This window comes from Streptomyces sp. NPDC046915, assembly GCF_040644935.1.
In the GTDB taxonomy this organism is placed as follows: domain Bacteria; phylum Actinomycetota; class Actinomycetes; order Streptomycetales; family Streptomycetaceae; genus Streptomyces.
In genome coordinates, this window is sequence record NZ_JBEYXB010000013.1 from 20,410 (window position 1) to 40,392 (window position 19,983).

Here is a 19,983-nt window from a genome sequence, read left to right on the forward strand (position 1 = left end):
CTCGTGAACATGAGCCAGACCCCGGACAGCGCCGTCCGCGCGTACATCGAGCAGCACCGCGCCGCCTTCCTCGACGACCTCGCCGAGTGGCTGCGCATCCCTTCCGTGTCGGCCCAGCCCGACCACGCGCACGATGTACGGCGCAGCGCCGACTGGCTCGCCGCCAAGCTCAGGGAGACAGGCTTCCCGACCGCCGAGGTCTGGGAGACCCCGGGCGCCCCCGCGGTCTTCGCGGAGTGGCCCGCCGACGACCCGCGGGCGCCGACCGTCCTCGTCTACGGCCACCACGACGTCCAGCCCGCCGCCCGCGAGGACGGCTGGGACAGCGAGCCCTTCGAACCCGTCGTCCGCGGAAACCGTCTCCACGCGCGCGGGGCGGCCGACGACAAGGGCCAGGTGTTCTTCCACACACTCGGCGTCCGCGCCCATCTCGCCGCCACCGGCCGCACCACCCCCGCCGTCCACCTGAAGCTCCTGATCGAGGGCGAGGAGGAGTCCGGCTCCCCGCACTTCCGGGCCCTCGCCGAAGAGCAGGCGGACCGCCTCGCCGCCGACGCCGTGATCGTCTCCGACACCGGCATGTGGGCCGAGGACACTCCGACCGTGTGCACCGGCATGCGCGGCCTCGCCGAGTGCGAGATCCACCTGTACGGACCCGACCAGGACATACACTCCGGCTCCTTCGGCGGCGCCGTGCCCAACCCGGCGACCGCCGCCGCCCGTCTGGTCGCCGCCCTGCACGACGAGCACGCGCGCGTGCTCGTCCCCGGTTTCTACGACGGCATCGTCGAGCTCACCGACCGCGAGCGCGCCCTCTTCGCCGAACTCCCCTTCGACGAGCAGAGCTGGCTGCGCACCGCCAAGTCGTACGCCACCCACGGCGAGGCCGGACACACCACCCTGGAGCGCATCTGGGCCCGCCCCACCGCCGAGGTCAACGGCATCGGCGGCGGCTACCAGGGTCCCGGCAGCAAGACGATCATCCCGTCCTCGGCCATGGTGAAGCTCTCCTTCCGTCTGGTCGCCGGACAGGACCCCGACCGGATAGAGAAGGCGGTGCGTGCCTGGGCCGCCGAACAGGTGCCCGCCGGCATCCGGCACGAGATCACCTTCGGCTCGGCCACCCGCCCGTGCCTGACCCCGCTGGACCACCCCGCACTGCAGTCCGTGGTCCGCGCCATGGGCCGCGCGTTCCAGCAGCCGGTCCTCTTCACCCGCGAGGGCGGCTCCGGGCCCGCGGCCGACCTCCAGGAGGTCCTCGGCGCACCCGTGCTCTTCCTGGGCATCTCGGTCCCCTCCGACGGCTGGCACGCCCCGAACGAGAAGGTGGAGCTCGACCTCCTCATCAAGGGCGTCGAGACCAGCGCCTACCTCTGGGGCGACCTCGCCGAGCACTGGCGCCATGCGCCCTGACCGCCCCACGCCGTTTCGTGCCCTACGTCCCGCTGAACCGCCCGCCGACACACATCCGTTCCACCGGGGGAGTTGGAAGCACCCGTGACCACCTGGACCGACCACACCGCCGACCGACCCATCTCGCTCACCGCCCCGAGCGGCATCGACCGCGCCGCCCACCACCGGCTCGACGAGGCCTGGCTCGCGGCGGCCTGGAGCCACCCCACGACCCGCTGCTTCGTGGTCTCCGGCGGTCAGGTCCTCATCGACGAGACGGCGGACGGCCGGACCGAACTCGTCATGACCCCCTCCTTCGAGGCGCCGCTCACCGAGGCACACCGCTATTTCCTCGGCATCGACGAGGAGGGCGTCAGTTACTTCGCGCTCCAGAAGGACTCGCTGCCCGGCCGCATCGACCAGTCCGCGCGCCCAGCGGGCCTGCGCGAGGCGGGCCTGCTGCTCTCCCCGCGCGACACGGGCCTCATGGTGCACGCGGTCGGCCTGGAGAACTGGCAGCGCACCCACCGCTTCTGCTCCCGATGCGGCGAACGCACGGTCATCGCCGCCGCCGGCCACATCCGCCGCTGCCCGGCCTGCGGAGCCGAGCACTACCCGCGCACCGACCCCGCCGTGATCATGGCTGTCACCGACCAGGAGGACCGCATCCTGCTCGGCCGCCAGGTCCACTGGCCCGAGGGCCGCTTCTCCACGCTGGCCGGCTTCGTCGAGCCCGGCGAGTCCATCGAGCAGTCGGTGCGCCGCGAGGTCCAGGAAGAGGTCGGCATCAACGTTGGTGAGGTCGAGTACGTCGCCAGCCAGCCCTGGCCCTTCCCGTCCAGCCTCATGCTGGGCTTCATGGCCCGCGCCACCTCGACCGACATCGACGTCGACGGCGACGAGATCCACGAGGCCCGCTGGTTCTCCCGCGAGGAACTGCGCGCCGCCTTCGAATCCGGCGAGGTGCTGCCCCCGTACGGCATCTCCATCGCCGCCCGCCTGATCGAGCTCTGGTACGGCAAGCCGCTGCCGACGCGGAGCTTCGTGTGAGCTACGGCATGTGTGTGAGCTACCGCATGTGAAAAGGGCGGTACCCGAGAAGTCTCGGTTACCGCCCTTTTCGGCTGCCGTGTCGTCCTCAGGCGCCGATCTTCTGCTTCACCTGTGCCAGCGACGGGTTCGTCAGCGTCGAGCCGTCGGCGAAGAGCACCGTCGGGACCGTCTGGTTTCCGCCATTCGCCTTCTCGACGAACGCCGCGGACTCCGGGTCCTGCTCGATGTTGATCTCGGTGTACGCAATGCCCTCGCGGTCCATCTGGCTCTTCAGCCGGCGGCAGTAGCCGCACCACGTGGTGCTGTACATCGTCACAGTGCCCTGCATCTCGCTCGCGCTCCTCTGGCAGCTCGGGGATGTTCGTCCAGGGAAGGAACGCACGCGACCGGGCCACCATTCCCGCGGGGGGTATGCGACCCGACGTGACGCCTGCCGCATTAGTACGACTACGAGGCCCTCCCTGTGGACAAGCGCCACAGGCGTCTCCGGCGACCTGGCAGCATGGCCATGTGACAGCAGCAACGCACTCCACCCTCTTCCCGCAGGTACCGGACTCTGCCGACGCGGTGCTCGAAGGGCTCGACCCCGAGCAGCGCGAGGTGGCCACCGCCCTGCACGGTCCGGTGTGCGTGCTGGCGGGCGCCGGCACGGGCAAGACCCGGGCGATCACCCACCGCATCGCCTACGGGGTGCGCGCCGGGGTCCTCCAGCCCTTCAGCGTGCTCGCCGTCACCTTCACCAACCGCGCCGCCGGCGAGATGCGCGGCCGGCTCCGCCAGCTCGGCGCGCACGGCGTCCAGGCCCGCACCTTCCACTCCGCAGCGCTGCGTCAGCTCCAGTACTTCTGGCCGAAAGCGATCGGTGGCTCCATGCCCCGGCTCGTGGACCGCAAGATCCAGCTCGTCGCGGACGCGGCCGCCGCCTGCCGCATCCGCCTCGACCGGGGCGAGCTGCGGGACGTCACCGCCGAGATCGAGTGGTCCAAGGTCACCCAGACCGTGCCCGCCGACTACGCGCTCGCCGCCGTGAAGGCCGGCCGAGCGGCCCCCCGTGACCCGGCCGAGGTCGCCCAGCTCTACTCCGTCTACGAGGACCTCAAGCGCGACCGCGCGGTCATCGACTTCGAGGACGTCCTGCTGCTGACCGTCGCCATCCTCCAGGACCGCCACGACATCGCCGACCAGGTCCGCTCCCAGTACCAGCACTTCGTGGTCGACGAGTACCAGGACGTCAGCCCCCTCCAGCAGCGCCTCCTGGAGCTGTGGCTCGGCCCGCGGGAGAGCTTGTGCGTCGTCGGTGACGCCAGCCAGACGATCTACTCCTTCACCGGGGCCACCCCCGACCACCTCCTCGACTTCCGTACCCGGCACCCCGGTGCCACGGTGGTCAAACTGGTCCGCGACTACCGCTCCACCCCCCAGGTCGTCCACCTCGCCAACGGTCTGCTCGCCCAGGCGCACGGCCGGGCCGCCGACCACCGGCTGGAACTGGTCTCCCAGCGAGCCCCCGGCCCAGAGCCCGCTTACGCCGAGTACGCCGACGAGCCCGCCGAGGCCGAAGGCGCCGCCCGCCGTATCCGCGAGCTCATCGACGCGGGCGTCCCGGCTGCCGAGATCGCCATCCTGTTCCGCACGAACGCGCAGTCCGAGACCTACGAGCAGGCCCTCGCCGACGTCGGAGTCCCGTACCAGCTGCGCGGCGCCGAGCGCTTCTTCGACCGTCCCGAGGTCCGCAAGGCGGGCATCGCGCTGCGCGGCGCGGCCCGATTCGGCGGCAACGACTCCCTCCTGGACGACGCCGTGACCCTGCCGTCCCAGGTGCGCGCGGTGCTCTCCGGCGAGGGCTGGACCGGCGAGCCCCCGGCCGGCTCCGGCGCCGTCAGGGAGCGCTGGGAGTCGCTGGCCGCGCTGGTCAACCTCGCCCAGGACTTCGCCGCCGCCAGACCCGACGCCACGCTCGGGGACTTCGTCGCCGAACTCGACGAGCGGGCGGGCGCCCAGCACGCCCCGACCGTCCAGGGCGTCACCCTCGCCTCGCTGCACTCCGCCAAGGGCCTGGAGTGGGACGTCGTCTTCCTGGTCGGTGTCGCCGAGGGCATGATGCCGATCACCTACGCGAAGACGGAGGAGCAGGTCGAGGAGGAGCGGCGCCTGCTCTACGTCGGCGTGACCCGCGCCAGAGAACGGCTCCACGTCTCCTGGGCGCTGGCTCGATCGCCCGGCGGTCGAGCCGTCCGCAGAGCCAGCCGCTTCCTCGACGGCCTGCGCCCGGGCTCGGCCGCCACCCTCGGCCGCTCGGCCGCCGGGGCCTCCGGGGGCGTCGAGCGCGGTGCGGCGAAGGGCTCCTCGGTAGTGGCCCCGCGGCGGGCCCAGCGCACCCCGGCCCGCTGCCGAGTGTGCGGCCGCACACTCACCGACGCGGGCGAGATGAAGCTGATGCGCTGCGAGGACTGCCCCTCCGACATGGACGAGGGCCTCTACGAGCGACTGCGTGAGTGGCGCGCGGAGCAGGCCCGGCGCAGCGGACAGCCGCCGTTCTGTGTGTTCACCGACAAGACGCTGATGGCCATCGCCGAGACCGTCCCCGAGGAGGACGGGGAGCTGGCCCGCATCCCCGGGGTCGGCGTGCGCAAGCTCAACCGCTACGGAGCCGATGTCCTGGCCATCTGCGCAGGCCAGCAGGCCGATTGAGACGGCGAGTACGGCTGATGCGAACTCGTCGAAAAAATAGTTTGCGCATGCCCCGGCAATCCCCATAGGTTCTAGGCACGGAAGCGGCGGCCTTCTCCAAGGCCCTGATTCCATGATGTACTTGCATATCCGAACGGGCTGGTTCACCCCAGTCCCTGAGACGCCGAGAGGAGGCGAGTCCAGTGATCAGCATCAACACCAGCACCATCAGCACGGCCAAACTGACCGATCGCTCGGCCGTCTCCCTGTGCATGCTCGGCGTCTCGAACCTGGGCACCGGTCTGTCCGGCATCTCTGCCGTGCGTCCGGCGTCCTCCGTTGCCATCGCGGGCCTTCCCGTCCATGAGCGCAATGAGCGACCGACCAAGGCACTGGAAGCAGTAGCGGCACAGGCCCAGGCCTATGCCTTTGCGGCCGGTGCCGGATTCCGGAAGCAGACGACGAAGCAGCACCTGATGTGGGCCTTCCGTGGGCCAGAACCCTGGAGTGATCCAGCCTGATCGACGATCAGGCCGGCGCCTTCAGGGCCGCGGAACCCCATCCGGGATCCGCGGCCCTTCTGTTTTCCCCGAACGGGGACGGCGGAGTGAAGGGGCCTCGGGACAAGAAAAGAACCCGGTACCAAGCCGACACCCGGTCAACCGGCCGGACCGACCAGACGAGGAAGACGAACCGTGCAACTCGAAGCGCACGCCCCGTCCGTACCGCCTTCCGAAACGATCCCCCCGCCCGGCCTCACGGAGGACTCCACCTTGATCCCGCTCACGGCGCTCACCGCGCTCGACGACGCCATCGAGAACCTCGGCGTACCCGTCCCCTGCCGCTCCTACGACCCGGAGGTCTTCTTCGCCGAGTCGCCGGCGGACGTCGAGTACGCCAAGTCCCTCTGCCGCACCTGCCCGCTGATCGAGGCCTGCCTCGCCGGGGCCAAGGAGCGGCGCGAGCCCTGGGGCGTCTGGGGTGGCGAGCTGTTCGTCCAGGGTGTCGTCGTCGCCCGGAAGCGGCCGCGTGGCCGCCCGCGCAAGAACCCGGTCACGGCATGAACACCGCAGGAACGATCGACCGCCCCCTCACGCACGACCCCAAGAAGCAGGCCCCGATGAAGCCGTCCACCAGCGAGCCCGCAGGTTCCGCGACCCCAGACTTCACCACCACCGGCGCGACCGACTCGCGTCAGAACAGGACCCGAGAGATGCAACTCATCCCAGAAGCCCTGGCTCGTGCGCATATGCACGAGCGACTGCATGAGGCCGAGCGGGAACGCCAGTCAGTACGCCTGGTGACCGCCCGCCGGATGCAGCGTCGGGCCGAGCGCGCCTCGCTGCGCGCCCGCCGCGCGCTCGCCATGGCGGTCATGCAGTAACCGATTCACACCTGAAGCGGTGGCCTCCCGAGCCCGGGAGGCGTCAGCTCCCCGCGGGGGCCGGTCCGTCCAACGGACCGGCCCCCGCGGTGCGTTCTGACACCGCCGAAGGCCCGCGCCTGGTGAGGCGCCTGACGGAGCGCGGGGTTTCAGGGCCCCGGGGCCTCTTCCGTCAGGTCCTTGATCGCCCGCAGGCGGTGCTCCCACTGGGTGGCCAGCGCGTCCATCCAGCGCGTCGCCCGTTTCATCGGGCGCAACTCGGCTTCGTAGCGGACCTCGCGTCCGGTGCGGTGGGCGCGGACGAGCCCGGCGCGGTCGAGGACGGCCAGGTGTTTGGCCACCGCCTGCCGTGTGACGGGAAGTCCTGCCGCCAGCGACGTCGAGGTGGTGCCGCCCCGTCCGACGAGGGTGGCGAGGATCTGACGGCGGATCGGGTCGGCCAGGGCCACCAGGATGTCCTCAGGGGCCCCTTCGCTGTCGGTGCTGGTGGTCATGTCGTGCCGTGCTCGCAGTCCGTGCGCAGGGGATGGTTGCGTGTTCTCGGCCGCTCACGCCTCAGCCGCCGGCTCCTCCGTCGCTTCCTCGGATTCGACGAACCCCGGCAGCCACTCCTCCAGCTCCTCGCGGAGCCGTACCGTCGCCCCCAGCTGGCACAGGACCCCGATGGTGCTCAGGGTCACCCGGTGTATGAGGAGGTACGCGGGGGGCAGGTTGAGCTGCTTGCCCAGCTGGTAGGCGGGGGAGCGGGGGTCGCCGATGCGGGCCGCCTGGCTGCGCATCCAGGAGCGGGTGAAGGTGAACTCGTCCGCCCGGGCCGGCTCGATGATCGGCAGGAGGTAGTCCAGGACCGCCTCCGGATCGAGGTCTATGGACTCCTTGACGAAGCCCTCGGCGCACAGTAGCTCGTAGACCTCCTCCGCCCCGCCCTCCAGAGTCATGCGCAGGGAGTCGCCGATCGGCGTCGGCAGGCCCCCCGGGAGGCGGTCGACGGTGCCGAAGTCCAGGACGCCCAGGCGCCAGCTGTCCTCGCCGTCGGGCAGCAGGCGGAAGTTGCCCGGATGCGGGTCGGCGTGCAGCAAGCCCGTGCGGGCCGGGCCGGAGAACAGGAAGCGGGCCAGCAGCTGGCCGGCGCGGTCGCGCTGCTCCGTGCTGCCGTCCGAGATCACCTCCGAGAGCGGGATGCCGTCGATCCATTCCGTGACCAGCACCTGATCGCACTGGTGCACCACCGCCGGGACCACGACGTCGGGGTCGTCCGCGAACTCCTCCGCGTGGACCTGCTGGGCCTGCGCCTCCAGACCGTAGTCCAGCTCCTCGGAGACGCGGTCCCGCAGTTCCGCGATCAGCGGCTTGATGTCCATGCCGGGGATGAGCGGCCCCAGCAGGCGGGCGAAACGGCTCAACTGGTTCAGATCGGACAGGAGGGCTTCGCCTGCCCCCGGGTACTGCACCTTGACCGCCACTTCGCGGCCGTCGTGCCACAGCCCGCGGTGCACCTGCCCGATCGAGGCCGCCGCCGACGGCTTGTCCTCGAACTCCAGGAACAGCTCGCGCCACTGCGGCCCCAGCCGCTCCTCCAGTACCGAGTGCACGGTGCGGGTCGGCATCGGCGGAGCCGCGTCCTGCAGTTTGGTCAGCGCGGCCCGGTAGGGGCCGGCGATCTCCTCGGGCAGGGCCGATTCGAAGACGGACAGTGCCTGCCCGAACTTCATGGCTCCGCCCTTGAGCTCGCCGAGGACCTTGAACAGTTGCTCGGCCGTCCGTTGCTGCAGCTCCCGGCCGACGATCTCCGCCGACTCGCCCACGATCCGCTTGCCCAGGCCCCAGGTCGCCCGTCCGGCGAAGCCGAGCGGGAGCGCGGCGAGCTTGGCGGTCCGGGTGACCGCCTTCCGGGGAAGATCAGACATGCGCCCTCCAAGTCCCAGTCGGCCGCGTCGCGTCTGTCGTGCTTCGTCGATTCGTCGACGGCCGTTGCACCGCCATTGTCTCGTGCGGCTCCCCGTTCGTGGAGGAGTGTTCCCCCTTACCTCTGTCCGCGGCCCCGCACGAGCATGCCGGATGCGGCCAGATCGGGCGGGCGTGCCAGTTCAGGCCGGGTGCGGAGACCTCCCAGCGTGCCCCCGTGCTCGACGGTGATCCACCGTCCAGGAAGGCCAGGGCGTGCGTGGCCGCGAGTCCGGCGACCGTCGTCGCCAGGGCCAGCTCGCACGGCGGCACCGGTCGGGTACTCCCGGAGCGCCACTGCGCGATCAGGCGGGGCCAGGCCGGGTCCCGGTCCGTACGGCCCTGGTGGAGGCATCCGGCGCAGCCCGTCTCGCCGGGCAGGACGAGGGGGCCCACGATGCCGGTTCCCTCCACGACACCCGCATGGAGATGAGGTGTCCCGGAGGCCATCAGGGGCTCGGCCGTGGCCGGGTCGGGGGCGTACACGGTCACGTCGTCCCGAGGAGTGAGGATCACCAGGGAGTAGCCGGGCTCACCACTCTCCGACGGCGACCGCCGGCCACGACGTGGCGGCCGCCCAGGGGCCGCTCTGCGCACCGCCTGCCGCGCCGCCTCCGCCCGGCGCTCGCCGACGGCCTCGACCGGCAGCCCGCCCGGCCCCACGTCCCACGGTTCGACGCACCCGACGTCACGCACGTCCACCTCGCCGACGCCCGCCCCCGACAGCAGCGAGGCCAGCAGGGCGCCGACCCGGCCGGCGCCTCTGATCTGCACGCGCTGCGAGCGGCGGGCCGCCAGCCGGGCGATCGCCTCTCCCGGCTCGGACGCGGTCAGTGACAGCGACGCCAGGTCCGGTCGCAACCGGTCGAGGACGTCCGGCTTGGCGCGCAGTGCGTCGGCGCCCGCCCCGCCCCCTTGTGCGTCGTCGAGGAGACCCGCACCCGTGAGTTGTCGCACGAGCCCGTCGACATGGCCGTCGGGCAGGTCCATGCGGCGTCCCTCCTCGCGGAGAAGGGGCAGCCCGCGCGTGCCGTTGAGCAGATCCAGGAAACTGCCGGTCGCCGTGTCCATCGGACCGAGTGTCATCGCGTGCGCCGGAGTCATCCCGAACTGCACGGTATTCAGGTCGCGCCAGCCGCGCCGGAGCGCGGGTTTCACCATCGGATGCATCACAGGCCCCCGTAGTCCTGGAAAAGTCCCCGAACGTCTTCCCGTGCGGTGGAGCCGGTCACGCTCCGCCGACGAGTGCCAGCATGCCCGGTCCGGCGGGTGGGTGTCAGAAGTTGTCCACAAGCGATACGGTTCGTCATATAAATCTGCCGTCCGCAGCGGTCTTACGAATCAAACGCATGGCGGGAGATCAGCCGGGAACCCTTCCGGACCCGGGACTTCCCGCATGCGCAACGGGTAACGTCGGGGCGTGCCCGCCGACCCACTGCACCGCGCCGGAAAGCCACAGCGCAGCACGACGAGCCAGCCGCCGAGCGGCTCGGGGGCGAGCGCGATCGAGGTCCGCAGGAGCGCCCGGCGACGCCGGACGGTCTCCGCGTACCGCGAGGGCGATCGCACCGTAGTACTGATCCCTGCCCGGATGTCCGAGGCGGAGGAGCAGCGCTGGGTGACCGTCATGCTCGACAAACTGGCGGCCCAGGAGAGCAAGCGGGTACTGGACGACGCCGAACTGGCCGAGCGCGCACAGCGACTGTCGGCCCAGTACCTCGGCGGCCGGGCCCGGCCCGCCACCGTGCGCTGGGTCACCAACCAGAACACGCGCTGGGGCTCGTGCACCCCCGCGGAGGGCAGCATCCGGCTCTCGCACCGACTTCAGGGCATGCCCGAGTACGTCGTCGACTACGTCCTCCTCCATGAACTCGCGCACCTGCTCGTACCCGGCCATGGCCCGCGTTTCTGGCGGCTGCTGGAGGCGTACCCGCGCACCGAACGGGCCCGCGGTTACCTCGAAGGAGTGGTCGCCGCCGAGCGGTTGCCCCATGTGCCCGGTACGCGGTGAGTTGACCGGCCCGGGCGTCGCGACCCCCGACGGGCGCCGACCACGGTTGTGTACCGGGTCTGTACCGGCTTCGTCCGGTCCCCGGGTTTGCCGTTAGCCTGGCGCGACGCACTCACATTCGGGATGGGGGACGGTCGTAACGCATGGCCAGGGAATTCCAACGGGGCCACAAGGCCAGGATCAGTGACCTCACGGCGGGTACCGATCTGTACGTAGGCGTGCAGATCTCCGCCCCCGGGCTGACCTTCGACATCAGTTGCTTCGGTCTCGACGCCGACGAACGTCTCTCCGACGACCGGTACTTCATCTTCTTCAACCAGCCGAAGTCCCCCGAGGAGTCCGTCCAGCTCCTGGGCGCGCAGGCGGGTGACACGGAATCCTTCCGGATCACGCTGGACCGTGTCCCGCCGCAGATCCAGAAGCTGGCGTTCACGGCGACCATCGACGGTGCCGGTCAGATGTCGCAGGTCGGTCCCGGATACCTGCGCATCGTGGCGGGCGGCGAGGAAGTGGCCCGGTACTCGTTCAACGGCTCGGAGTTCTCCACCGAACGGGCCGTGATGCTGGGTGACTTCTACCTGAAGGACGTGTGGCGGTTCGCCGCCGTCGGACAGGGCTTCGACGGCGGCCTCGAGGCGCTGCTGAAGAACTTCGGTGGCGAGGTGCTCGAGGAGGAGGCGCCCGCCGCCCCGCAGCAGCCGCAGCAGCCGCAGGCCGGGGCCGCGCCCGGCTTCGCCCCGCCCGTGTTCGGCGTCCCGGCCGCCCCCGCCCCGGCCCCCGCGCCGCCGCCCGCTCCGGCACCCGCCCCGCAGGGCTTCACGCCGCCGCCCGCGGCCACCCAGCCCCCGGCTCCGGCACCTGTGTCGAACGTGCACGCCGCGCCGACCGTCATCGCCCCCCTGACCCCGCCCACCGGCCCGGTCGCGCCCCCGGCCCCGGCCCCCCAGTACGGCCAGCCCGCGGCCCCGAGCGCGCCCATGCCCCCCGGCTACGGCCAGCCGCAGGCTCCGTACGCCCCGCAGGCTCCGCACGCACCGGCCCCGCCGCCGGGCTACGGCCAGCCCGCGCAGCCCCCCGGCTACGGCCAGCAGCCGCCGTTCGGCCAGGTCCCGGGCCAGCAGACCGCGCCGTACGGCGTGCCCCAGGGTGCCCCCCAGGGTGCCCCCCAGGGCGCCGGTGTCAGCGCCGCGCTCCAGCAGTTCAAGGAGACGCCCACCGGCCAGCGCTGGACGCAGCAGAACAAGAAGCTGATCCGCGTCGACCTCGGCATCGGCGGCCAGCCCGTGCTCGCCCGCCAGGGCAGCATGGTGCTCTACCAGGGCAAGGTCGACTTCAGCTACAAGGGAGCGGGCTTCGCCGGCCGGATCGTGGGCAACGCGACCGGCCAGGAGATGCAGCTGATGCGCTGCACCGGCCAGGGCCAGGTGTTCCTCGCCGACAGCTCCACCCACCTGCACCCGGTCGAGCTCCAGGGCGACGCCATCTGCGTCTCCGCCGAGAACGTGCTCGCCTTCGACGAGAGCCTTCAGCACGAGGTCCGCCGCATCGAGGGGCACGGCATCCCCGGCGGAGCGCTGTTCACGATGCAGTTCCAGGGCACCGGCACGATCGTCGTCAAGACGCACGGCACGCCGGTCGTCCTGCCGGTCACGCCCACCACGTTCGCCGACTGCAACGCGGTGGTCGCCTGGTCGGCCGCCTCCCAGGTGATCGTCTCCAGCCAGGTGCGCATGCGCCGCAACGCCTACCCCGGCGACACCGGGGAGAGCGTGAACCTGCAGTTCCGGGGCGCGCCCGGCAACTTCATCGTCGTCCAGCCGTACGAGGTCTGAGGGAGCCCGTCATGAACCAGCCGCTCGCGGGCTACGCCCCCGCACCCGTCACCGCCCGCATGGAGAACCACGGCAACCACATGCTGAAGGTCGCCATGCAGACCGGAAACGACCTCCTCGCGCGCGTGGGCTCCATGGTCGCCTACGAAGGCTTCATCCAGTACGAGCCCAATCCGCCGGCCGTGCGCCAGATCGCCCGTGACTGGATCACCGGTGAGGGCGCCCCCCTGATGAAGTGCACCGGCGACGGTCTGCTCTACCTCGCCGACTACGGCGCGGACGTCGTCGTGATCAACCTCAACGGCGACGGCATCTCCGTCAACGCCACCAATCTGCTCGCCTTCGACGCCCATCTCACCTGGGGCGTCGAGCGGGTCAAGGGTCTGGCGAAGTTCGCCGGGCAGGGCCTGTGGAACACCAAGATCTCCGGGCAGGGCTGGGTCGCCCTGACCTCTCGGGGCAAGCCGATCGTCGTCGACTGCGGCGGTGGCGAGGACGAGACGTACGTCGACCCGGACGCGCTCGTCGCCTGGTCCCCGAACCTCAAGGTCAAGGGCAAGCGCAGCTTCAAGGCGCAGTCGCTGATCGGCCGGGGCAGCGGCGAGGCCTACCAGATGGCCTTCTCCGGCCAGGGCATCGTCGTCGTCCAGCCCAGCGAGGACAGCACAGACCGCCTCCGGATCCGGGGCTGAGGGGGAGCAGACACACCATGCAGAGCCCGCTTTTCGCCCACAACGACCTGCAGACGCAGGAGCGCTGGAGCCTCCAGAACAAGCAGATGCTCCGCGTCACCCTGGAGGGGCACGACGACATCCTGGCCCGCAAGGGCACCATGATCGCCTACCAGGGACTGGTCGAGTTCGACGCGGAGTACCGCAGCAACAACCAGGCACGCGCGCGTGCGTACACCGGCGAGGGCCTGGACCTGATGCGCTGCCACGGGCAGGGCACGGTCTACCTGGCCAACCTCGCGCAGCACGTCCATGTCATGGAGGTGGAGCAGGACGGGCTGACGGTCGACAGCAGCTACGTCCTCGCCATGGACTCCTCGCTGCACCACGAGGTCATCGCCGTCGACAGCCTGTACGGCATCTCCGGCTCCGGGAAGTACCAGCTCAACATCACCGGGCGCGGCAAGGTCGCCCTGATGACCTCGGGCGCCCCGCTGCTGATGCAGGTGACGCCCGACAAGTACGTCAACTGTGACGCCGACGCGATCGTCGCCTGGTCCACCGGCCTGCGCGTGCAGATGCAGGCCCAGACGCACTCCTCCGGGGTGTGGCGGCGCCGGGGCAGCACCGGTGAGGGCTGGGAGCTCAGCTTCATGGGCAGCGGCTTCGCGCTGGTCCAGCCGAGTGAACTGCTGCCGCCGCAGAACGCCCAGATCGGACAGGGCCTCGCCGCACAGTTCGGGATGGGACAGCAGGGGGCGCGCGGACAGAACCAGGGGAACGTCTGGAGCTGAGCACGTGTAAGGGGTGACCGCCATGGCGGCCACCCCTTACCTCTTGGCACCTCTGTTGCCTCTTGCCTCTTACGCCGTCAGAGTCTGGCGCGCGTGGCCTCGAGCAGTTGTACGACCGAGTCGTCCGCCACGTCCGTCACCTCGTCGTACGCGAACCAGCGCAGGTCCAGGGACTCCTCGCTGATCTGCTGGACCGCTCCGGGCGGCGCCAGGACCGCGTACTGCACGTCGAAGTGCCAGTGGCACGGCGACGGGATCGGGTGCCGGTCGAGGCGCACCGGGCCGCCCGGCAGCAGGGTCAGGCCGGTGATGCCCGACTCCTCCGCGGCCTCCCGGAGAGCCGCCGCCTCCAGCGTGGCGTCACCCGGCTCGCAGTGGCCGCCCATCTGGAGCCACATCCGCAACTTCCGGTGAAGGGTCAGCAGGACGCGGCCCCGCTCGGGGTCGATCACCAGCGCGCTCGCCGTGATGTGACCGTCCTCGCAGGCCTTCCACACACCGTCCGGGTGGGCCGCCAAGTGGTCGAGGTACGCCTGTCGCAGCTCTTCCTGGCCCTCGTGGCCCTTGAGCACGAGGACCACGTCGTCGTACAGGCTCACTCGGTGTCGTCGCCCTTGCCCTCGTCCTCGTCCTGCTCGCCGAGGTCCGGCTTCCTCAGGTCCGGCTTCCCGGCCGAGCCGCCCGCCGCCTCGCCGAGCATCTTGTCCAGCTCGGAGAAGTCCAGCTGCTCGCGGTGGACGAAGCCGTCCGGGTCGTCGAGGTCGGTCGCCGTCGGCAGCATGTCCGGGTGGGCCCACAGGGCGTCCCGGCCGTCCACGCCGCGCGCGTCGGTCAGCGAGGCCCACAGGCGGGAAGCGTCACGCAGGCGACGCGGGCGCAGCTCCAGGCCGATCAGCGTGGCGAACGTCTGCTCGGCCGGGCCGCCGGTGGCGCGGCGGCGGCGCAGGGTCTCGCGCAGTGCGTCCGCGGACGACAGACGGGGCTTCGCGGCCGCGTGGACGACCGCGTCGACCCAGCCCTCGACGAGCGCCAGCGCGGTCTCCAGGCGGGCCAGGGCCGCCTTCTGCTCGGGGGTGTCCTCCGGCTGGAACATGCCCTGCTGGAGGGCGTCCTGAAGCTGCTCGGGGTTCTGCGGGTCGAACTGGCCGACCACGTCCTCCAGCTTGGCGGTGTCGACCTTGATCCCGCGCGCGTAACCGTCGACGGCGCCGAACAGGTGCGAGCGCAGCCACGGCACGTGCGCGAACAGGCGCTGGTGGGCGGCCTCGCGCAGGGCGAGGTAGAGCCGCACCTCCTCCTGCGGCACGCCGAGGTCCTTGCCGAACGCCTCGACGTTCGCCGGCAGCAGCGCGGCCTTGCCGGCCGGGCCCAGGGGCAGGCCGATGTCGGTGGAGCCGACGACCTCGCCCGCGAGCACGCCGACAGCCTGCCCGATCTGCGTGCCGAACATGGCGCCGCCCATCGAGCGCATCATGCCGATCAGCGGGCCCGCCATGGCCTGCATCTCCTCCGGCAGCACGTCGCCCATGGCCGCGCCGACCCGCTCGGCGACCGGGTCGACGAGCTCCTGCCAGGCCGGCAGGGTCGCCTCGACCCACTCCGCGCGCGACCAGGCCACCGAGGTGCCGGCACCGGACGGCAGGGACGTCGCGTCGTCCAGCCACAGATCGGCCAGCCGGACGGCCTCCTGCACGGACTGGCGCTCGGCGGGGCCGATACTCGCGTCCTTGACGCCGTCCGGGGTGCCCTGGGAGACCGTCTGGCGGGCGATCTGCTTGGCCATGTCCCAGTTCACCGGGCCGCCCTCGTAGGAGAGCATCTGGCCCAGCTGCTGGAAGGCGGCGCCCAGGTCGGTGGGGTTCAGCGAACCGAACATGGCTGCGAGCGGATTGTCGGCACCGGGGCCGCCGAAGCCGCCGGCTCCGGGCGTGCCGAAACCGAACGGGTTGGCCGGTCCCTGCCCACCACCGCTCTGCTGGTCCTTCTTCTTGCCCTCGTCGCCGTCTTCCGGCTCCTCCGGCGGAAGGCCGAATCCGAATGGGGTGTCACTCACGGGATTCCTCGGCTGGTAAGGCCACCGGTTCTTCCGGCGGCGCGGTTGCCCGACAACACCACCCAGCGTAGACACCCCGACCCGATAGGGCCTCGGTGCTTCGCCGACTCTCTGCCTGCGGCAGGATGGATGCCACCTGGTACGTACGCGTCACTCACGCTCGTACTAAAGACAACCGCTGGAGACGCCTGGTGAGTTCCCCAGATCCGCAGGTTCGCGCAGCGCGAAACCACTCAACCGGTCCTGCCACGCGCGGGCCCGTCGTCGCCGTCACCGGTGCCGCGACCGGGGTCGGGGCGCTGCTCACCGAGCGGCTCGCCGCGTCGGACGAGGTCAAGCAGGTCGTCGCCATCGACGAACGACGCGGGGAGTGCGCGGCGGCGCAGTGGCACATCCTCGACGTGCGGGATCCGGCGATCGCGGAGAAGCTGCGGGGTGCCGATGTCGTCGTCCACCTCGCGCTCGACCTGGATCTCGAGACCGATCCGGCGGCGCGTACGGCTTACAACGTCCGGGGGACGCAGACCGTGCTGACCGCGGCCGCGGCGGCCGGGGTGCACCGTGTGGTGCTGTGCACCTCCGCGATGGTCTACGGGGCGCTGCCGGAGAACGAGCTGCCGTTGTCGGAGGACGCGGAGCTGCGGGCGACGGCCGAGGCGACCGGGGTCGGGGACCTGCTGGAGATCGAGCGGCTGGCGCGGCGCGCTCCGCGGGCGCATCCCGGGCTGAACGTCACCGTCGTGCGGCCGGCGGTGCTGGTCGGGGGTACCGACACCGCGCTGACCCGGTACTTCGAGTCGCCACGGCTGCTGGTGGTGGCCGGGTCGCGGCCGGCGTGGCAGTTCTGTCACGTCGAGGACCTGTGCGGGGCGCTGGAGTACGCCGTTCTGGAGAAGGTCGACGGGGAGCTGGCCGTCGGGTGCGACGGGTGGCTGGAGCAGGAGGAGGTCGAGGAGCTCAGCGGGATCCGGCGGATGGAGCTGCCGTCGGCGGTTGCGCTCGGGGCGGCGGCGCGGTTGCACCGGATCGGGCTGACTCCGTCGCCGGCGGGGGACCTCGCGTACACGATGTACCCGTGGGTGGTGAGCGGGAGCCGGTTGCATGACGCCGGGTGGCGGCCGAAGTGGACCAATGAGGAGGTCCTCGAGGAGCTGCTGGAGGAGGTCTCCGGGCGGCACACGGTTGCCGGGCGGCGGCTGGGGCGGAAGGACGCGACGGCGGCGGGGGCCGCGGGGGCGACGGTGGCTCTGCTGGGCGCCGCCGCCGTGGTGCGGCGGGCCCGGAAGGCGCGGCGCCGCATCTGAGGGGGTTTCTCGCCCCCGCCGCCCCTACCCATTCCCGTCCCCAGGGGCTCCGCCCCTTCGACCCCACCCGAGGGCTGCGCCCCCTGGACCCCTGCGGGGCTGCGCCCCTGCACCCCGCCCGGGGGCGTCCCCGTACCCCGCTGGGGACGCCGCAGGCCTGGCCCCTGCGGGGCTGTGGCCTGCGGCCCGTCCGGGCCCAGCCCCCTCGCACCCCGTCGGGTCCGCGCCCAGACCCCATCCGCCCCGGGGCAGGCCACGGGCCGGCTTGCTGTGCTGGGTGGAATGGTGGTCCGGGGGCGGGGCTGTAGGAGGCTCCGGCGTGTGGGGGATCGTTTCGTGTTGGTCCTGGGGTGCGGCACGATGGTCGTATGGAAGCCAGTAGTGAGCACCCCGGAGAGCGTGCCGGGCAGGATCCCATCAGGTTGATCGGTGTCCGGGAGAGCGCTCTGTCGGTGGATGAGGTGTTCCGGGCCGTCGGGGACGACGCCGCCGGGGGGATCGCGCTGTTCGTGGGGACGGTGCGGAACCACGACGGAGGTGCCGACGTCGACGCGCTGGGGTATTCGTGTCATCCGAGTGCCGAGGCGGAGATGCGGCGGATCGCGGAGAAGGTCGTCGCGGACCATCCGGTGCGGGCGCTGGCGGCCGTACACCGTGTGGGTGACCTCCGGGTCGGCGATCTCGCCGTCGTCGTGGCGGTCGCGTGTCCGCACCGGGCGGAGGCCTTCGAGGCCTGCCGGAAGCTGATCGACGACCTCAAGCACGAGGTGCCGATCTGGAAGCACCAGAGGTTCTCGGACGGCACCGAGGAGTGGGTCGGCGCCTGCTGAGCCACCTGACGTATCCCTGTTGCGTAACCGGACCCCTCCCGCGAGCGTTGTCAGTGCGGAAGGTTAATCTGCTGATCAGTCAGTCCGGATGCTCGCATGGGGTTGGGAGGTGGCCATGGCGGCGCTCGCCTGGTTGCTGATTCCGCTGGTGGCTGCCGTCGGCGCCGGTCTGTGGGGCAGTTGGGCCAACCGAACACGGAAGGTCCGGAGCGACGGTCCCGAGCTGGACGGATACGCCCGTTTCCGTGAGGCCATGGAGAGGTCCCACTCCCGTACTTGACGGGGACGGTACAAAGGCGGCCCTGACGGTGCGCAGACAGGGGCGTCCCGTACTGTCGAGACATGCCACGCCGCACCGCGACGATGCTCGCCTCCACCCTGATGCTGATCGCGCTCCTGTGCGCGGGAGTCTTCATCCCCGTGCCGTACTCGGAGATGTCTCCGGGGCCGACCGTGAACACCCTGGGGGACCACGACGGCGAGCCGGTGCTGCAGATCTCCGGGCACAAGACGTACGCGGCCTCGGGGCACCTCAACATGACCACCGTCAGGGTCACCAGCGCCGACTACCGGATGAACCTGGTGGAGGCCGTCTACGGATGGCTCGCCCACGACGGCAAGGTCGTGCCGCACGACACGCTCTACCCGAACGGCAAGACGGAGCAGCAGTCCACCCAGGAGAACGCCGAGGAGTTCACCCAGTCGCAGGAGAGCGCCAAGGTCGCCGCCCTGAAGGAACTGGGCGTCCCGGTGAAGTCCTGGGTGATCGTCTCCACGGTGGTCAAGGACTCCCCGGCCGAGGGCAGACTGCACGCCGGTGACGTGATCAAGGCCGTGGACGGTACGGCGGTCAAGGAGCCGACCGACGTCGCCAAGCTGGTGACGAAGCACAAGCCCGGCCAGGACGTCGTATTCAAGATCGTCCCGGTCAAGGAGCAGACCGCCGCCGAGAAGGAGCACCGGACGGCGACCACGACCAAGGACGTCACGATCACCACGGCGACCTCCCACGACAGCGGAGCCAAGCGCGCCATCGTCGGCATCTCGGCCGGGACCGACCACACCTTCCCGTTCACCATCGACATCAAGCTCGCCGACGTCGGCGGCCCCAGCGCCGGCCTGATGTTCTCCCTCGGCATCTACGACAAGCTCACCCCGGGCGACCTGACCGGCGGCAAGTTCGTCGCGGGCACCGGCACCATCGACGACGCCGGCAAGGTCGGACCGATCGGCGGCATCGAGATGAAGACCGTCGGCGCGCGCGACAAGGGCGCCCAGTACTTCCTGACGCCCGCCGACAACTGCGCCGCCGCAGCCAAGGACACCCCGAGCGGACTCCGGCTGGTCAAGGTACACACCATCAAGGACGCCCTCGAGTCCCTCAAGGACATCCGTAGCGGCGACACCGCCGACCTGCCGAAGTGCACCGCCAAGGGCTGACCCCGGCAGCCGGGGACATCGGTCAGCTCACTCCTCGAACGTCGCCGTCAGCGCCTCCGCCAGCCCCGGCACCAGTTCGGGGCCGGTGAGGACCTCCGTCGGGGAGTCCTTCTCGCGCAGACGCAGTGCCGACTCGCGGGTGCCGTCGCGCAGCACCGCCACCGTCATGCGGACCTCCTGGCGCTCGGGGTGGGCGGCCACCCACTTCGCCAGCTTCGCCTCGCTCAGGCCCTCGGGGACCTGGGCCTCGGCGGACGGCGGCAGCATCAGGCGTTCCACGGTCAGTGCGCAGCCGACGACCGCGTCGGGCCAGGCGATGGTGCCGAGGAACTCGTCGAGCGGCCGGTCCGTTGGAACCTCGTCCTGCTCGATCGGGGTGAGACCGGTGGTCTCCGGCTCGTCCTGCAGGCCGAGCTGCGCCGCGAGCGAGGGTTCCTGGGCCCGCAGCCGCGCGGTGTCTACGAGGGCGAAAAGGCGAGCGGGCTGGTCCCAGCCGAGGCCGGAGGTGTACTCGTCGATCTCGAGTACGGCCCGGGTGAGCGGGTTCGCTGCCATGGGAGTGTTGGACATGGTCACAATCCTGCCTCGTTCCCGGCCGGAATCGG

General features: G+C 71.2%; 21 protein-coding genes. 14 read left to right on the top strand and 7 right to left on the bottom strand.

All coding sequences use genetic code 11. The annotated features are described in order from the left end of the window. Positions 1-9 precede the first annotated feature (9 nt). Together ABZ915_RS30075 and nudC are read left to right on the top strand one after the other, a co-directional pair. Positions 10-1,413, top strand: a complete 1,404-nt coding sequence (locus tag ABZ915_RS30075; protein ID WP_361809749.1) for a dipeptidase — start codon at positions 10-12, stop codon at positions 1,411-1,413. An 84-nt stretch (positions 1,414-1,497) separates the two neighbouring features. Beyond that, the gene (gene nudC, locus ABZ915_RS30080; RefSeq protein WP_361809751.1) at positions 1,498-2,442 is read left to right on the top strand and encodes an NAD(+) diphosphatase; all 945 of its coding nucleotides are present in this window, start codon (positions 1,498-1,500) and stop codon (positions 2,440-2,442) included. A gap of 88 nt (positions 2,443-2,530) precedes the next feature. Here the strand turns inward: nudC and ABZ915_RS30085 are convergent, their stop codons facing one another. Further along, positions 2,531-2,773 carry a mycoredoxin gene (locus ABZ915_RS30085; RefSeq protein ID WP_024884374.1) on the bottom strand — a complete coding sequence of 81 codons (243 nt, stop codon included), beginning with the start codon at positions 2,771-2,773 and terminating at the stop codon, positions 2,531-2,533. A 182-nt stretch (positions 2,774-2,955) separates the two neighbouring features. On the opposite strand from ABZ915_RS30085, the gene ABZ915_RS30090 reads away from it, so the two are divergent. The 4 genes from ABZ915_RS30090 to ABZ915_RS30105 all read left to right on the top strand — a co-directional run bounded on the left by ABZ915_RS30090 (position 2,956) and on the right by ABZ915_RS30105 (position 6,499). Beyond that, on the top strand, positions 2,956-5,136 hold the full coding sequence (locus ABZ915_RS30090) for an ATP-dependent DNA helicase UvrD2 (protein ID WP_361809753.1): 2,181 nt from the start codon (positions 2,956-2,958) through the stop codon (positions 5,134-5,136). A 182-nt stretch (positions 5,137-5,318) separates the two neighbouring features. Beyond that, positions 5,319-5,636, top strand: a complete 318-nt coding sequence (locus ABZ915_RS30095; protein ID WP_361809755.1) for a hypothetical protein — start codon at positions 5,319-5,321, stop codon at positions 5,634-5,636. Between the two features lie 174 nt (positions 5,637-5,810). Continuing rightward, positions 5,811-6,179 carry a WhiB family transcriptional regulator gene (locus ABZ915_RS30100; RefSeq protein ID WP_010984500.1) on the top strand — a complete coding sequence of 123 codons (369 nt, stop codon included), beginning with the start codon at positions 5,811-5,813 and terminating at the stop codon, positions 6,177-6,179. Then, positions 6,176-6,499 (top strand): hypothetical protein, encoded by a 324-nt coding sequence (locus tag ABZ915_RS30105; RefSeq protein WP_361809757.1) that lies wholly within the window; start codon positions 6,176-6,178, stop codon positions 6,497-6,499. The genes ABZ915_RS30100 and ABZ915_RS30105 overlap by 4 nt, the downstream gene beginning before the upstream one ends. A gap of 149 nt (positions 6,500-6,648) precedes the next feature. Here ABZ915_RS30105 and ABZ915_RS30110 read toward each other — a convergent pair whose 3' ends face one another. Genes ABZ915_RS30110 through ABZ915_RS30120 form a run of 3 tightly spaced genes read right to left on the bottom strand, consistent with a single transcriptional unit; the run spans position 6,649 to position 9,613 of the window. Then, a complete protein-coding gene (locus ABZ915_RS30110; protein ID WP_361809758.1) occupies positions 6,649-6,993 on the bottom strand; it encodes a metalloregulator ArsR/SmtB family transcription factor in 345 nt (114 codons plus the stop codon). 54 nt (positions 6,994-7,047) lie between these two features. Then, positions 7,048-8,406, bottom strand: coding sequence for an AarF/UbiB family protein (locus ABZ915_RS30115; RefSeq protein ID WP_361809760.1), 1,359 nt, complete (start codon positions 8,404-8,406; stop codon positions 7,048-7,050). Then, positions 8,399-9,613 carry a TOMM precursor leader peptide-binding protein gene (locus tag ABZ915_RS30120; RefSeq protein WP_361809762.1) on the bottom strand — a complete coding sequence of 405 codons (1,215 nt, stop codon included), beginning with the start codon at positions 9,611-9,613 and terminating at the stop codon, positions 8,399-8,401. The genes ABZ915_RS30115 and ABZ915_RS30120 overlap by 8 nt, the downstream gene beginning before the upstream one ends. Before the next feature lie 250 nt (positions 9,614-9,863). Between ABZ915_RS30120 and ABZ915_RS30125 the strand changes: the two genes are divergently transcribed. From ABZ915_RS30125 to ABZ915_RS30140, 4 genes are all read left to right on the top strand, one after another. Further along, positions 9,864-10,454, top strand: coding sequence for a M48 family metallopeptidase (locus tag ABZ915_RS30125; RefSeq protein WP_361809764.1), 591 nt, complete (start codon positions 9,864-9,866; stop codon positions 10,452-10,454). Between the two features lie 143 nt (positions 10,455-10,597). Further along, positions 10,598-12,286 (top strand): TerD family protein, encoded by a 1,689-nt coding sequence (locus tag ABZ915_RS30130; RefSeq protein ID WP_361809766.1) that lies wholly within the window; start codon positions 10,598-10,600, stop codon positions 12,284-12,286. Positions 12,287-12,297: 11 nt separating this feature from the next. Further along, positions 12,298-12,978, top strand: a complete 681-nt coding sequence (locus ABZ915_RS30135; protein ID WP_361809768.1) for an AIM24 family protein — start codon at positions 12,298-12,300, stop codon at positions 12,976-12,978. 17 nt (positions 12,979-12,995) lie between these two features. Further along, the gene (locus ABZ915_RS30140; RefSeq protein ID WP_361809770.1) at positions 12,996-13,751 is read left to right on the top strand and encodes an AIM24 family protein; all 756 of its coding nucleotides are present in this window, start codon (positions 12,996-12,998) and stop codon (positions 13,749-13,751) included. Between the two features lie 77 nt (positions 13,752-13,828). Here the strand turns inward: ABZ915_RS30140 and ABZ915_RS30145 are convergent, their stop codons facing one another. Next, entirely contained in the window at positions 13,829-14,350 is a 522-nt protein-coding gene (locus ABZ915_RS30145) for an NUDIX domain-containing protein (RefSeq protein ID WP_361809772.1), read from the bottom strand. Continuing rightward, positions 14,347-15,804, bottom strand: a complete 1,458-nt coding sequence (locus ABZ915_RS30150) for a zinc-dependent metalloprotease (RefSeq protein WP_361809774.1) — start codon at positions 15,802-15,804, stop codon at positions 14,347-14,349. Before ABZ915_RS30150 ends, ABZ915_RS30145 begins: the two co-directional genes overlap by 4 nt. A gap of 191 nt (positions 15,805-15,995) precedes the next feature. Between ABZ915_RS30150 and ABZ915_RS30155 the strand changes: the two genes are divergently transcribed. From ABZ915_RS30155 to ABZ915_RS30170, 4 genes are all read left to right on the top strand, one after another. Then, positions 15,996-17,108 (top strand): SDR family oxidoreductase, encoded by a 1,113-nt coding sequence (locus ABZ915_RS30155; protein WP_361809776.1) that lies wholly within the window; start codon positions 15,996-15,998, stop codon positions 17,106-17,108. A gap of 368 nt (positions 17,109-17,476) precedes the next feature. Continuing rightward, positions 17,477-17,938: a molybdenum cofactor biosynthesis protein MoaE gene (locus ABZ915_RS30160; RefSeq protein WP_361809778.1), complete on the top strand. Its 462-nt coding sequence runs from the start codon at positions 17,477-17,479 to the stop codon at positions 17,936-17,938. Positions 17,939-18,026: 88 nt separating this feature from the next. Then, positions 18,027-18,218 (top strand): hypothetical protein, encoded by a 192-nt coding sequence (locus ABZ915_RS30165; protein WP_361810193.1) that lies wholly within the window; start codon positions 18,027-18,029, stop codon positions 18,216-18,218. 62 nt (positions 18,219-18,280) lie between these two features. Continuing rightward, positions 18,281-19,378, top strand: a complete 1,098-nt coding sequence (locus tag ABZ915_RS30170; RefSeq protein WP_361809780.1) for a PDZ domain-containing protein — start codon at positions 18,281-18,283, stop codon at positions 19,376-19,378. Positions 19,379-19,405: 27 nt separating this feature from the next. Here the strand turns inward: ABZ915_RS30170 and ABZ915_RS30175 are convergent, their stop codons facing one another. Beyond that, entirely contained in the window at positions 19,406-19,948 is a 543-nt protein-coding gene (locus tag ABZ915_RS30175; protein ID WP_361809782.1) for a PPA1309 family protein, read from the bottom strand. Positions 19,949-19,983 lie beyond the last annotated feature (35 nt).